A 15,863-nucleotide genomic window follows, 5' to 3' on the forward strand; every position below is an offset into this window, starting at 1 on the left:
ATGCAATTATTTTTTTAAAAAATAAAATATTTGTAAATTTTCCATATTTTTGGTATATTTAAGCACAATTAAAAATAATTTATTAAATTTTTTTAAATAAATTTATTTAAAATTCTCTAAAAATACTTATTTTAAAGTTTTTCAATTAAAATCATGCCTTAATTTATCATTAATAATATTAACTACTCAGTATATTTATTGTTGAGTAACATTATTAAAATTTGTTCCCTTTTTAAATTAATGTCTAAACTAATCGTTAATATATTAAATTAATGGTTTTTGTTGTGGTTTATCAGGGTCACAAAAATAAATATTAGAACCAATAATATTTTCCATTTATTCAAACTTACTATTTTTTTATTTGTTATTATTCTTTTAATTTTCCTAACTAAACCATTAATTATAATCATATGTTCAAGTTTTTTTAAAACTTAACTTGAATTATTTTTTTATAATTTCATTGCAAAATAATTTTTACTATTTTGTTTAATTAATACTAAACAACTAGATTGATGATCTTTACCAACCGCCGTATCCATTTTAAAAAATCCAACATCATTTTTTTATTTTTAATATCTCGTATTGACTTAAATTTATCATCTAATTTATCATGATTATCATATTTTCCTTTTCTTTTGTATTTTTTACCGTGATGTCGTAAATTTTGTTTATTTAATTATAATAAATTTTAATAAATTCATTTATATAAAGTTTTGGTCGTATAAATAAAAGTATGGTAAAAATATAAAAGTTAAAAATTAATTAATGTAAAAAAAAATAAATATTTGAAATAGTGAAATGGCAATACTTTAATTTAATAAATATATTATTAAAATTAATTAAAACAAAGAAGTTGAAATTATTATAACTAATTAAAAAGGATATTACCATTTCACTATTTCAAAACACTTTTAAAAACTTAATAGTATTTTTCAGTGTGCCATTTTTTACTATTTTGCATATTTTTAATGTGCCAAAATTTATTTTTACTATATATTTAATATATTTATTAAAAAGACAGAGAGATAAAGAAATAAAAAAAGAAAATATTAATATTTCTCTCACTCTCTCATAAATAATTAGTTAATAACAAAATTAATATATTTGTTAATAAATAAATTAGAGTAAAAGTAAGTAAAAAAAGTATTAATAATATATTTATTTCAATCTCTATCATAAAAAAACAATATAAATATATTAAATTAAATATTTTTGATAAACATATCTTAAAATTATATATAAAAAATAATGTTAAAAAAATATTTAATAATTTTAGTTTAATAAATACAAAAAATAGGATGATAATTTAATGAAATAATTTAAGAATAATTTAGGTAAGTTAATAAATACTGGTGCTTTATCTTTTGTTAAAAACTTAGAAAATGATAGCGTTGATTTAATATTAATTGACCCACCTTATTTATATGATTTACCAATATATGATTTACCAACAATGAAAAAATAACAAATAAATTCCAGTGAAATATCAAAAAGTATAAATAAATATATTAATGCTATTTATGATAATAATTTACATAATTCATTTGATATAAATACGTATTTAGATGAAATTTATCGAATTTCAAAAAATAAATTTATGTTAATTTGAATGAATATAAGACAAATTAAAGGTTACTTAGATTAAGTTTATAAAAATAATATGAATTTTGATTTTTATTTTTGAAAAAAACAAATTCGATGCCAACTAATAATTTTATTTTGCAAGATAAAAAATATTGTATGATTATTTATTATAAAAAATATCCAATATCAAACCATATAAATAACTATGAAAATAAAAAAAACAATATTTAAAAACCCAATAGATTAATAATATAAAAAACATAACATCAAACAGAAAAACCATTAAATATATTTTGCAATTTTATTAAAAACATAGCAAATAAAATGATTTAATTTTATATCATTTTATAGTAAGTGGTACAACCACATATGTTTGTGAACAATTAAACCGAAAATGACTAGGTTGTGAAATAAATAATAATTACTTTGCAAGTATAGAAAAAAGTAAATAAAATACAAATTAAATTAAATTTTTAAAAAATGAATAACTTTCAATTAATTAAAAAAATAAATTATGTGGCAGTTTTAATTATCATGATGGTTGTATTATCACAAGTGATGCGAATAAAAATTATTTAAATAACATTAATTCCGTTATTTTTAATTATTATTTTTATAAGTGGATTTATTTTAAATTGATATTGGTGTTTGTTGATTTGTATTTATGTTATATTCTATATTTGATTTATTATTATGAGGTTTTGCTATGGGATTATTATGTTGAAATACCGGTACAAGCTTATTAGCTATTTTAATTAAACTAATTAATTTAATAAAAATAAATCATATTATTAAAATTATTCTAATTTTATTAACAAACATAATTATTTATCTTCTGATTGATTTTATTTTTTTTGATTAAATCTTGCGATTTTAAATCTATAACAAATAATTATCAGAATATTAATTACAAATAAAATATGTTTACCAATTTTATATTTTATAATATTAAAAATAATCAAACTATTTAATAGTAAATAACGAAATGGATATGTTACAATAAATATGGTAAAATTTATTGTAACATATCCAGAAGAATAAAATGATAAAAAATATATTGAATATATTATTGAAAAATTAACCAAAAAAAATGATGAATTGTTTAAAATAACAAAAGAAGATCCACATTATCAAAAATATAAAATAAAATAAAAAAGAAATAAAACTATAATAACAAAAAGATGCCGTGTAATTATTCCGCGAAGAAGATATTATTATTTTGATGAAATTTATAAAAATGTATATATTTTTTTTGTTAAACGAATATTTGGAAATTAAAAAATGACAAAGAACAGAAAATTCATTTTGAGAAAAAATATTATAATTTATGGAGGATAGAAAAAGATATGGTGGTGTTATAGATAAAGTTTTGAATTCAAAAGTTAGTGATATGACAATATCAAATATTTATAAAAATATTGATTTAGGTAAAATTGATTATATTCATATTAATCAAAGTAATAAAATAGACAGTATACTGGAAATACTTTATGTGTTCAAGTGGATGATACATTTTAAACCATGTTATACGATAAAACCAAAGAAAAATTTAAAGAACATATATTAGTTTCTACTGTACATACCTGTATTAGATAAGGAAAAATTAATCAAAAAATATCAGTAATTAAAGATAAAAAAGGTACTTTTGAAATTAATAATATTTCTCGTAAAATTAAAAATTTAACTAATATTAAGGTATTTACAAATAAAGTTATTTAATTAATGCATAGTTATAATATTAAAAAAGATACAAATATTTTAGTTTTTGGTAATGGTGCAAATTATATTAAAACTATTGCTAATTATATTGAGAAAGAATTTAAAAATAATATTATTGATGTAACTTTATATAAGTATCGTTTATTTAAAAAATTTGAACATTTATGATCATATCGAAAAAAGAAATAAAATGCAAAAAATAAAATATAATGTAGCAAAACACTATTTTTATAATAGCAAATATGATGAACTATTAGATTTATTGAATTTTCTTTTGCAATATATTATTGGAAATAAACGAAGCTATTTATTAAAAACAATTAAATATATTAAAAATAATGAAAAAGATATTCGTAATTAAATTCTTTATAATAATATAATATTTAATATAATATTGGTTGTCATATGGAAAGCAATATTTCACATAAATTTAAAGGCATTAATAATAGAGGAAGTAAAATATATAATAAAAGAACTTTTAATAATTTATTAACTGTTTCAATGATTAAAACTAATAGTAAAACCAATTTGAAAAATAATAAAGAAATGAAAAATATAAGAGATAAATATTGACAATAAAATAGTTTGGTTTAAAATAATATTGTAAGTGTATTGCTTAAAGTGTTATAGTTTATTAAATTATATAATTCATCCTATAATTTTTTTATACAACCAGTACTTTTTATTTTGCCAATTTTGTATTTTTGTTTTTATTAAATTGTTTATAATAATAAATGTTAAGGAGTATTTTTATTAAAAAAATTATAGATATTATCGAACAAGTAATTTCAATTTGTTGTCAAGATTTTACAAAGTGGTCTAATAATATGACAACAGATGTTTTGAAAGCAATTTATGAAATGTTAAAATAATATCAAGAACAATTAAATGAAAATATTTCATCTGATATATTTTCTAAAATTTGTTCACGATAAATTTTAGAAAAAGTAAATTTAGCAAATTATTAATGAAATATTACAATTAAATTAATAATGCTTAAGAATTAGTGAAATCATTTAAAATCCATTTTAAAAATATGCTTGTTTTTTATTAATAAATAATTATAATGATAATATGATTAAAAATGGTCAAGAAAGAGCACAATTGTGCTCTTTCTTGATGCCATAAAAATTTAGTTATGTTTAATTAAGAAAGGATGGTTTTGTATGGAACAATTTATACGACAATAGCAATAATTAAGAATCGCGTTAGCGAATTACTTAATCTAACAAAACTTAATATTGTTTGCAATTAATTTTTTACAAGAATTTGAAACAAATGTTGTGCAAGTGTTAATTGAAGATCAAACAACTGGACTGGATTTAGATCGACTAACAATTATTAGCGAAGAGATTAATCATCTGGTTGATAACCTTGATTTGTTTTCAAAATAGCATTTGTTAGAAGTTTCAACACTAGAATCGTAACGGTCGTTACGAGATTGAAATTAATTACAACAAGTTCTTAATGCATATGTTTATTTGGAATTTAAGGAAAAAGTCAATAATTTAGCTGATGTTATTGGGGGTTAATTAACAATGGTTGATCAGGAACACAATATTACTGTTATTTATTTTATCAAAGGTGTTTGTAAAACCTTATAAAAATAACTTATAAAAATATTAAATTTGCGCGTTATGCGGTTAAATTTTAAGAAAGGAACATTATATAGTATGATTGATAGTACAAAATTATTAACAATAATTGATGAAATTGTTAGTGAAAAACAAATTGGCCATAATTTAATTTTAGAATCAATTAAAGAAGGAATTAAAAAGGCTTATGAAAAACATTTTGATCCTGAAGCAACAATTGTTGTTGATGTTAATCAAAAAACAGGACAAATTAAAGTTGACAAAGAATTAACTGTTGTCAAAAAAGTTGAAGATGATCTATTAGAAATTGGATTAAATGAAGCAAAAGCAAAGTACGGGGATCAAATTATGATTGATGATAAAGTTTATGAACCAATTAACTCTGAAGAATTTTCTCGTTTAGCAATTTTTCAAGTTGGCCAAATTATTAAACAACAAATTAAAGAAGCTGAAAAGGATTCGATATTTGATGAATATATTGTTCAAAAAGGGCATTTAATACACGGTATTGTCATTTCTGCGGAAGAAAAATACTTATTGGTCGAAGTTGAACGAACATTCGCTTATATTCCTCGCAATAATTTAATTTTTTCTGATCATTTTGAAGTTGGCCAAGCAATTATTTTTTTAGCCGAAGATGTTGTTAAGTCAAAAAATGCCGGTCAAATTACCGGTTCTCGAACAAGCAATGATTTTTTATATCGTTTATTAGAACGCGAAATTCCTGAGATTTTTGAACAAGTAATTAATGTTAAAGCAATTTCCCGTGATCCAGGTCGCCGTAGTAAAGTTGCGGTTTATAGTACAAATGATAATATTGATCCAATTGGAGCTTGTGTTGGAAGTAAGGGAAGTCGGATTAATAAAGTAACAACGGAATTACAAGATGAAAAAATTGATATTTGTGTTTATAATGATAATAGTCAACAATTTATTATTAACTCATTATCACCAGTAAAAGTAATTTCAATTATTACTAATGAAGAAGGAAAAGAAGCGGATGTTGTTGTTCCCGACGAACAATTATCATTAGCAATTGGGAAAGGCGGTAGTACTGCCAAATTAGTTGCGAATTTAACGAAATGAAAAATAAATATTATGAGTTACAATGAAGCGTTAACTAAACAAATTGAAATTTTATGAAATGGTAATTTAACCGCAGAGGAACTTACGGATTTACAAGTTAAATTAAAAAATAAAATTAAATCAAAAACAGCAATTACCTTAGAACCTGTGGCAATTACAGCGGAATTACCAATTGAAGAATTTGAAATTATTGAAGAGCAAATGGCAGAAGAAACGTTGATTTTGGGTGAAGAAAATTATCATGTTGATGATTTAACTGAAGAAAAACCAGCGGTATTAGTCAATGAAATTGAAGAAAATCTTTCTTATTTTGAAACTGAACAATTTGAAAATCAAGATGATGAAGAGGGAGATGGTGAAATTAACTATGAAGACTATGATGATTATTACGATCAAGATAAATAATTAATGAGGAGGGAGCAAGATGGCAAACCACAAAAAAATTCCCTTACGAAAATGTGTTGTTTCACAACAAATGTTACCAAAAAAAGAATTGGTACGAATTGTTAAGACACCAAACAAGGAAATTATTATTGACCCAACCGGGAAGGCTAATGGTCGTGGTGCTTATTTACGACCGACATTAGAGATTTATGAAAAAGCAAAAAAAAGCAATGCTTTAGAGCGAGCATTAAAAACAAAAATAACTAATAAATTTTACGAAATGTTATATCTTGAAATTAACGAGGGTTGATATTAACAGTGTTACCACAACAAGGATATAGTTATCTTGGTTTAGCAAAAAGAGGTGGTAACATCATTATGGGAGTTAGGTTATTACCAGCGATTCAAAAAAAAATCGTTTATTTAGTATTAACTAGTGTTGGTGTTGGATCAACGCAAGCTAAAAAATATGAACAAAAATGTTTTTATTATCATATTTCTTATTTTAGGTGCCTTGATTTCAATTTAACCCAACAAGCTTTAGGAATGTATAATGTTAAAACAATAGGGATTAAAGATCAACATCTTGCTCAAAGGTTGTTAACATTATTAAATAATTCTTAAAAATCAAAAAGAAGGAGGGGCAGATGAGTAGCCAAAAGAACAAACATAATAAAAAATCATTAGTTAAAAAAAATCAACGCAATCGAATTAAATCACAATTAAAAATGATTGAAGCACATGTTACAGAAGGGGTTTTTGTGTATGATGAAGCATTAACAATTACTGAATTTGCTCAAAAAATTAAAAAACCTGTTACTGATATTATTAAATATTTCTTTATTAAAGGAATGATGTTAAATCAAAATACTTTTTTAACAGAAGAACAATTAGGGGAGTTATGTTTGGAATTGGGGTTAGATTTTAAACGAGAAAAATCAGTAACTCACGAAAACTTAATTGAGAGTTTTGAAGTTAATGATGATCCCGCATCGTTAGAAAAACGCCCACCAATTGTAACAATTATGGGGCATGTTGACCATGGTAAAACAACCTTATTAGATACAATTAGAAACACTAATGTTGTTAGTACTGAACACGGCGGGATTACCCAACATATTGGGGCGTATCAAATAAAAACGAAAAATGGGGAAAATATTACCTTTGTTGATACCCCCGGCCATGAAGCATTTACTCAAATGCGTGCCCGTGGGAGTGCGGTAACGGACATTGTTGTTTTAGTGGTATCGGCTGATGATGGGGTGATGTTGCAAACAAAAGAAGCAATTGATCACGCTAAAGCCGCGGGTGTACCAATTATTGTTTTTGTTAATAAAATGGATAAACCAGGAACAAATTTAGATAATATTTTAATGCAATTATCACAAGAAGAATTAACACCTGAAGAATGAAAAGGGACAACGCCTTGTGTGAAAGGAAGTGCCAAACAAAAACAAGGAATTGATGAATTGTTAGATACCATTTTATTAATGGCTGATTTAATGGAATTAAAAGCAAATCCAAATCGTTTTGCGTTAGGAACCGTACTTGAATCACACTTGAATCGTGGTTTAGGACCAGTTGCAACATTATTGGTCCAATCAGGAACATTAAATATTAAAGACGCCTTAGTTGCTGGTTATGCTTTTGGTTTTGTTCGTGATTTATCCGATGAAAGTGGTAAAAAAATTAAATCGGCAGGACCTTCAACACCAGTTATGATTCATGGTTTAAATGAAATTCCTAATGCTGGAGACTGTTTTATGGTCTTTGGGGATGAAAAACTAGCCCGGGAAATAGCTTTAAAACGAAAAACAATTGATACAATGAATAAACGTTATAAAAATAAAAATTTCTCGTTAGAGAGTTTATCAGCTCAAATTAAAGATGGCCAATTAAAACAAATTAACATCATTTTAAAAGCGGATACCCAAGGAACAGTTGAAGCAGTGAAGTCAAGTTTACTAAAAATTAATATTCCGGGTGTAAAAATTAATGTTTTACGAGCAACTGTTGGTGGAATATCGGAAAGCGATGTTACATTGGGGCTAGCTAGTCGGGCATTTATTGTCGGTTTCAATGTGCGACCAACGGCCCATGTTCGTAAAAAAGCCGAAGATGAGGGAGTTGTAATTCGCTTACATACGATTATTTATAAATTAACTGAGGAAATTATTACCGCCGCAGAAGGAATGTTAGATCCGGAAATGGTCGAAGAAGTTTTAGGCCAAGCAGAAGTCCGTCAAATCTTTCGTCATTCCGATATTGGAACAATTGCTGGTTGTCATGTCACAGATGGTTTTATTCCCCGTAAATCGCGCGTGCGTGTGTTACGTGATGGTGTTATTGTTTATAATGGGGAACTAGCATCCTTAAAACATATTAAAGATGACATTAAGGAAGTTAAGAGTGGCGCTGAATGCGGTTTAACAATTAAAAATTATAATGATTTAAAAGAGCAAGATGTTATTGAAGCTTATATTGAAAAATCCGTTACAAAGTAACGGATTTTTTTTATTTTATGGTTATTTTATGTTTTTTGTTAAAAAAGGCGTATAATTATAATTGATGAGAGGATGTTAAAAGAACTACGATTAGAAAAAATTTTAGTTTATTTAGATGATCAACATTTAGTGTTAGTTAATGATTTAATTACAATTGCAAGTTCCCAAATAACATTACGTCGTTATATTTAACGGAAATGGAACAACAATGTTTATTAAAACGCGTTCATGGTTGGGTTAAATTGCAAAATGGCTGTTAATTTCGGTTATATTAATAATTAAATGAAAATATTCAACACGCATTGCGTGTTGAATAAAAATATTTAAGTGATCGTTAAGCAGTTGCAAAAATTAAAACCAAAATGTGTCTTTACTTAGACGTTGTGTTTTCAATCTTAGCCCTAATTAAATTTTTACAACCAGCAAATGATTTAGTAATTATTACTAATTCAATCTTCTGTGTTTAATTATTAGCATTAGCGGGGTTTAATGATGTCCTTCTGTGTTTTAGGTGGTAAGTATAAGCACTAAACGAGGACTTTAATCAAAAACAAGAAGCAAATAGTTATTAAACCCCTTTTTTTACAAAAGCATCACATTGATTTTGCTTTTTTAGGAGTGAATGGTATTGGTGGGAAAGATTTATGCACCAATGATTCATAAAAAGAAATGATTAAAGTTGAAGTTATTAAAAAAGCAACCAATAGTTATATTTTTGTGGATTAATCAAAATTTAACATCAAATCATTAGTAAAATTCGCTTCTCATTCAGAAGTTGAAATCATTATAAGTTCAAAGAAAGGATAGAAGAATAAAAATTATGAAAATAATTGATTATTTTACTGAAAAGACAACAATCTTAAAAACTTCTGCGATAGATAAAAATGAAGTATTTGCTACATTAGCAGCAGCATTAGTTAATAATGAAACAGTTACCGACCAAGCGGCATTAATTAAAGCTTTAGAAAAACGAGAAACAGAAGGTCCAACGGGAGTTGGTGATGGTTTAGCAATTCCCCATTGTTCAAGTAGCATTGTTATAAAACCAGCAATTGCGATTATGACATTAGAAAAAGCTGTTGATTGACAGAGTTTAGATAATAAACCGGTTGATATCATTTTTATGATTATAACCCCAATCAAAGGAGGTGAACAACATTTACGTACCTTGGCAAAATTAGCTGGATTTTTAGGGAAAAGTGAAGTTGTGAACCAAGTTCGAGCAGCAAAAAATTTTGCTGATATTATTACAGCTTTTGCCGAACCAATTAATGAGAATGAGAAAGTTAAGACTGATGGTCATTATGATATTGTTGGGATTACATCTTGTCCAACTGGAATTGCTCATACTTATATGGCTAAGGAAAAAATGGAAGAAGCCGCTAAAAAAATGGGCTTAACAATTAAAGTTGAAACCCAAGGGCGGAGTGGCAATGAAAATGTGTTAACAACCAAGGATATCGCCAATGCGAAAGCAATTATTCTTGGAATTGATAAAAAAATTACGGGAATGGATCGTTTGCAAGGGATTTCTTATTTAGAAACAAGTACAAGAGATATCATCTACCATGGTTCAAATGTAATCCAAGACGCCTTAAACGGAAAACGTTTAATAGTTGGTAAAATCAGCAAAGGTGATAGTGAAGAAGTTGGAGAATTAAGTTTAAAAAACTTTAAAGATGTTACCAAAAACCTTCTTGGTGGAGTTTCACGAATGCTGCCATTTGTGGTTGCTGGGGGAATTATTTTGGGAATTGGATTCTTATTAGACTCTGGTAATTCTGGTGGTAACTTTGGGGTAACCCGTGATGTTGCTGCTTGATTTTCAGGATTAGGAAAAGTAATCTTTGGAATGATGGTCCCAATTTTAGGAGCTTATGTTTGTTACTCAATTGTTGGCCCACAAGGATTATTACCAGGGATGACAGCGGGGTTAATTGCAAATGCGCCGGGAATTTTATATGATACTTCAACCAAAACAGGATGAGCAAACACGTGAGGGCGCTTATTCCCAGACTCAGTTTCAAACTTTAACTCAGGGTTCTTTGGTGCTTTGATTGGTGGTTATCTGGTGGCCTTTGTTGTCTATGGATGTCAAAAAGGGTTTGCTCGTTTCCATCCATCATTAAAAGGAGTGCGAGATATTGTTTTAATTCCTATTTTAACAGCATCAGCAGCCGGATTCTTAATGTTTGGATTAAATATTCCATTAGGATATTTAAACTGAGGTTTAAGTGAAGGATTAAAAGCCATTGCTGATTATAATTTAAATTCTTTAATTGGAATTATTATTGGGTTAATGATGGCATCCGATATGGGTGGGCCAATTAATAAAGCCGCATATGTTTTTGGAACCTTAACGATTGATGCAACGCAAACAGCTTATGCAGGAATTCGTGCAACTAATGGGGGAACAGTTTTTATGGCTGTTGCAATGTTAGCTGGGATGGTTCCACCACTAGCTTTAGCCTTATGTACTAGAATGTTTAAAAAATATTGAACAAAAAAAGATGTTGAACAAGGAAATACAAACTATTTCTTAGCAGTCTGCTTTATTACAGAAGGGGCAATTCCATTTGCTGCTGCTGATCCAAAACGAACAATTCCTTCAATTATGGCTGGAAGCGCTATTACTGGAGCGATTGTGAGTGGTTTTGGGGTAACATTAGCATCACCACATGGCGGAATTTTTGTCTTTCCATTATTACAAATTCAAGATAATGGTAAAAATTGATTTACGATTGCTAATCATGGTTCTTCAATTGGGGTTGCTGTGTTAATTTCAGTTATTGCCTTAATTATCGGAAGTTTTGTTAGTGTATTAATTCTTGGTTTTTGAAGAATGCACGATGTTAAAAACAATAAAATTACTTTAGAAGTTTAATTTAAAACATAAAAACCCAAATTATTTGGGTTTTTATAATACTAAAATAAGAACGAAATGAGTAAAAAGATGTTTTATACATTAACATTAAATCCTGCAATTGATCGAGTAATTGAAGTATCTAATTTTCAGTTAGGAGAAACAAATAAAGCTGTTAGAGAATATGAAATTATTGGGGGAAAGGGAATTAATGTTGCAGCGATGCTGCAACATTTAGGATATTCAACTACTGCCTTGGGCTTTTTGGGTCACGATAATAAAGAAATGTTTGAACATTATTTAGCAAAGCAAAATGTTGTTGCTTGTTTTCATGAGGTTGCAGGTAAAACGCGAACTAATATAAAAATTAAAAGTTTAGAAATAAAGCAAGAAACCGAATTAAACGGAATTGCTTTTGTAATTAGTGACAATGATATAGCAGCAATATTAACAATTATTAAAACAGAAGTAACAAAGAATGATTGTTTAATTATTTCTGGTTCGTTACCACAAAATTGTCCATTTGATTTATATCAAAAGATTAGTACTTATTGTTGTGAAAATCAAATTCTATTTGTTGTTGATGCAACAAAAGATATATTATTATCAACTTTAGAGGCAAAACCATTCTTAATTAAACCAAATTTAGATGAATTGAATGAATTATTTGGAACCGATTATAAATTTACCCAAAAAGCTGAAATTGTTGCTTTAGGTCAAAAATTACAAGTACAAGGGGCCCAAAACGTTTTAATTAGTAGTGGTAAAAATGGCGGTATCTTAATTACTCCAACAGATGTGTATCTTGGTAATGCGGCAACGGGCCAATTAATTAATTCAGTTGGAGCTGGTGATTCAATGGTTGCTGGTTTTGTTGGAACTTATTTAGCAATCAAAGATTATCAAAAAGCTTTGTTAACTGGAATTTGTGCTGGTTCAGCAACTGCTTTTAGTCCAGGAATTGCTGAACAAGCAGTAGTGGAAAGTTTAAAAAAACAAATTAAGATTACTGTCTTTAAAAAATAAAAATGATATTTTTATAAATATCATTTTTATTTTTATATCGCTATAGTTATGCTTTGTATTATTTAATGATAGAATAAAAAAGAATTTATTTTAAAATAGGATGTTTTATAGTAATTATACCTTATAGGTCAAAGCTATTAGTAAAAAATATCACCAAAAATATGTTTTAAAGAATGTTAATTTAACAACTTACCAACATAAAAATTGGATTAATTAAGGCTAACGGAGATGGTATAAACAACATTAAGTTAGATTATTGCTGGATTTTCGAAAAGCCGGTGTGGGGCGAAATTGTATATAAGCCAAATTTAATGATTGGCATGCAATTTCAAAATTCACAATATCTGCCAGGTTTAACACCAATGGATATGATTAAGTATTGTTGTAAAACTTTTAAATTAAAATTAACAGCTGCTGAAATTAAACAATTGCTTACTACTTATTAATTAACAAGCGTTATTAAGAAAAAAATTGTTAAGTTATTGCAAGGATAACAACAATGTTTAAATATTTTATTATCAATTATTCATCATAGCCACAATTATTAATTTTAGATGAAGTCTCAACTGGATTAGATATCGCTGTGAAAGAAGTTATTTTTCATTTTTTAGAACAAAAGATTATTACTAATCAACGCATAATTGTATTGATATTCCATAATATGGAATAAATTGAACGTTTTTGTGATCGGATTATTTATTTAACAGCTGTGGTCATTAAAGTTGATTTAGCGATTTCTGGTGTAGTTCAATATTATGATAGTTATTTTAACTATATGAAAAAATGTTTAGTAATTAATAAAAATAAAGACTCTTAATTAAAAGAGTCTTTATTTTTATTAGCACTTATATTGTATTATTTAGTGATTGTGTTTTCTGCTTTAATTTTATATTATAAATTTGGATGGATTTTTAATAAACTGTGAAATATAATATCATATATTAAAATTTGAACAATTTTAGAAGATAAGGGTGGAAAATGCCTATTTTCTTTGGTATGAACTTCAAATAAAATTTTATGTTTAATGCTATATAATTGATTAATATTAGGATTGCTGGTTATTAAGGATAAGGAAATATTAATGTTAAGTTTATTTGCCAAATCAATAATGTTAATAACTTCATTTGTTTTTTTACAAAGTAATTATATTAAAAATTAAACATTTGTATAAAAAGTTCTTTTGAAAATAGTCAGTGTAAAGATTTTTTAAGTTTATCGTTTAATATATTAGTAACTTCTTGAAAATAATTTTTTGAACAAATACTTAAATCAGTTCCTTTTAAAAATCAATGTCTAAAATCACGAATTGCTCTTTCAATTTTTGGTTTTTGTGTTAGGGTTTAATAATCACAAAAATAAACTTTATCATTTGTTATTTTTTTTCAATTTTTTCTAAATCAGCAAATTTTTTATCTTGATCTGCTATTGTTTATTTACATTTATCTTTGAAAAATCTGTTATAAAAAATTCTTTCTACTGCGTTTGAAACTGATTTTGTTATTTTTTTCTTTTAATGGTTCAATGATTTTAAGTTGGGTTAATTCTTTGATTAAAAATAAACAAACATTCTGGTTTTTACCAGCCATAGTATTTATTTTAAATTAACCAAATTAATATTTATCATGTTTTGCTTCTTCGATAGTTTTAAAATTTTTTATTTTCCCGTGATTATCAATCTTGTTTTTTGTTTTATATTTTTATGGTATAAAATATAAATTATATTTATTGAAATTTAAAAATCCCAAATTAATATATTTATATAAAGTTTTAAAACATACTGGAAATTTAATATCAAACTATTTTTCATATTTTTTTACAAATTTGTTCTGATTAATCATGAAATTTATTATATTTTTTCATTTATTCATTCTAAAACATTTAACAATAATGATGATTTTTTAAAACATTTTTGTCGTTTTTGTAAATAATATTCGTGTGTTAATTTATCGTCATATTAATTATCTTTTAATTTTTTTATTTCTCGTCTAATTGTATTGCGATTTTTATGCAATATTTTTGCTATTTCAGATATATTATGTTGATCATTTTTTCTTTTTAATGAACCAAGTTATAATAAATCTTTTAACATAAGGCTGCACCCATTTTAGTAATTACTAATAAAAAGTATTTACTATTTTTTTTTAATTATATCTTTTTCTTTACGATTTTAATACCATGTATTTCATTTTATAACATCTTTTATATATTCTTCGTGTTAATTATATATTTTATTATTGATTGTATCTTTTTTAAATAATGAATTAAAACTTTTTATAAAAATATTATCTGCACATCGGTATTTTTTCCTTATTGAAATAATAATACTGTTAGACAAACATTTATTGTGATAAATAGCGGATGTATATTGATATCCGTGATCTGAGTTAATTATTATGCCATTCAGATCTTTTTTTATCAATTTTATTTTATTAATTGCATAATTTAAATTATCCATTACTAATTTATTGTTGTATATATTTAGATCACTTTACATCAACTATTTCTTTGGTATATTCATCAATAATTGTTGATTGATAATATCCTTCTACTTTTTAAATTAAAAATGCTACATCAGTATATAGCATTGAAAACCTTGTTTTTATATCATTGAATTTACAATTAATTAAATCAGGATATTTGTAATAAACTTTTTTCTTTATTCTGTTTATACTTATTTTTCTTCTCATTTTTCTTATATATTCAGGTTGTATTTGATTATGAATCATAATTATTAAAACTTTTTTTGAATTATATTTTATATCATAATCTTCATTTAAATATTTAGTACTTATTCGATATTCAAATTGTTTTAAATTTTCTTCATATACTTTTGCAATATCATTTATTGCTTTTTTATCTTTTTTGCTACTGTCATAATTTTTATATTTATCTCAATAACTACGTTTTAACTTTGTTACTTCTGGTAATAATTTTATTGAATATTAACGATAATTTTGTTTAATAAAATGGATAAGTTCCGATAAGTTTGACCATATTTATGTGGACTTTCAAATAAAATATAATTATGAAGAAAATAGGAATATAAAAATAGGAAGAAATTCATCGGTATATGAATTTAAAAAACAAATTGTTTTACTTTAT

At 25.5% G+C, this 15,863-nt stretch carries 11 protein-coding genes; all 11 read left to right on the forward strand.

The features are described 5' to 3' along the window. Positions 1-3,306: 3,306 nt before the first annotated feature. Entirely contained in the window at positions 3,307-3,492 is a 186-nt protein-coding gene (locus ACE38S_RS05425) for a hypothetical protein (RefSeq protein WP_374696726.1), read from the forward strand. 1 nt (position 3,493) lies between these two features. Beyond that, positions 3,494-3,664, forward strand: a complete 171-nt coding sequence (locus tag ACE38S_RS05430) for a hypothetical protein (protein ID WP_374696727.1) — start codon at positions 3,494-3,496, stop codon at positions 3,662-3,664. 44 nt (positions 3,665-3,708) lie between these two features. Beyond that, positions 3,709-3,882, forward strand: coding sequence for a hypothetical protein (locus ACE38S_RS05435; protein ID WP_374696728.1), 174 nt, complete (start codon positions 3,709-3,711; stop codon positions 3,880-3,882). A 155-nt stretch (positions 3,883-4,037) separates the two neighbouring features. Then, positions 4,038-4,175: a hypothetical protein gene (locus tag ACE38S_RS05440; RefSeq protein ID WP_374696729.1), complete on the forward strand. Its 138-nt coding sequence runs from the start codon at positions 4,038-4,040 to the stop codon at positions 4,173-4,175. A gap of 369 nt (positions 4,176-4,544) precedes the next feature. Then, a complete protein-coding gene (locus tag ACE38S_RS05445) occupies positions 4,545-4,697 on the forward strand; it encodes a hypothetical protein (protein WP_374696730.1) in 153 nt (50 codons plus the stop codon). A gap of 279 nt (positions 4,698-4,976) precedes the next feature. After that, entirely contained in the window at positions 4,977-6,389 is a 1,413-nt protein-coding gene (gene nusA / locus ACE38S_RS05450) for a transcription termination factor NusA (protein ID WP_374696731.1), read from the forward strand. A 19-nt stretch (positions 6,390-6,408) separates the two neighbouring features. Beyond that, positions 6,409-6,684 (forward strand): RNase P modulator RnpM, encoded by a 276-nt coding sequence (gene rnpM, locus ACE38S_RS05455; RefSeq protein WP_374696732.1) that lies wholly within the window; start codon positions 6,409-6,411, stop codon positions 6,682-6,684. Positions 6,685-6,686: 2 nt separating this feature from the next. Beyond that, positions 6,687-6,992, forward strand: a complete 306-nt coding sequence (locus ACE38S_RS05460; protein WP_374696733.1) for a L7Ae/L30e/S12e/Gadd45 family ribosomal protein — start codon at positions 6,687-6,689, stop codon at positions 6,990-6,992. Between the two features lie 23 nt (positions 6,993-7,015). After that, positions 7,016-8,872: a translation initiation factor IF-2 gene (infB, locus tag ACE38S_RS05465; RefSeq protein ID WP_374696734.1), complete on the forward strand. Its 1,857-nt coding sequence runs from the start codon at positions 7,016-7,018 to the stop codon at positions 8,870-8,872. Between the two features lie 820 nt (positions 8,873-9,692). After that, the gene (locus ACE38S_RS05470; RefSeq protein WP_374696735.1) at positions 9,693-11,756 is read left to right on the forward strand and encodes a fructose-specific PTS transporter subunit EIIC; all 2,064 of its coding nucleotides are present in this window, start codon (positions 9,693-9,695) and stop codon (positions 11,754-11,756) included. A 69-nt stretch (positions 11,757-11,825) separates the two neighbouring features. Further along, complete coding sequence (gene pfkB, locus ACE38S_RS05475; protein ID WP_374696736.1) at positions 11,826-12,761, forward strand: 1-phosphofructokinase; 936 nt, start codon at positions 11,826-11,828, stop codon at positions 12,759-12,761. The last annotated feature ends 3,102 nt before the right edge of the window (positions 12,762-15,863 follow it).

Origin of the sequence: Spiroplasma endosymbiont of Polydrusus formosus (genome assembly GCF_964263245.1) — a bacterium.
Taxonomy (GTDB): Bacteria; Bacillota_I; Bacilli_A; order Mycoplasmatales; family Mycoplasmataceae; genus Spiroplasma.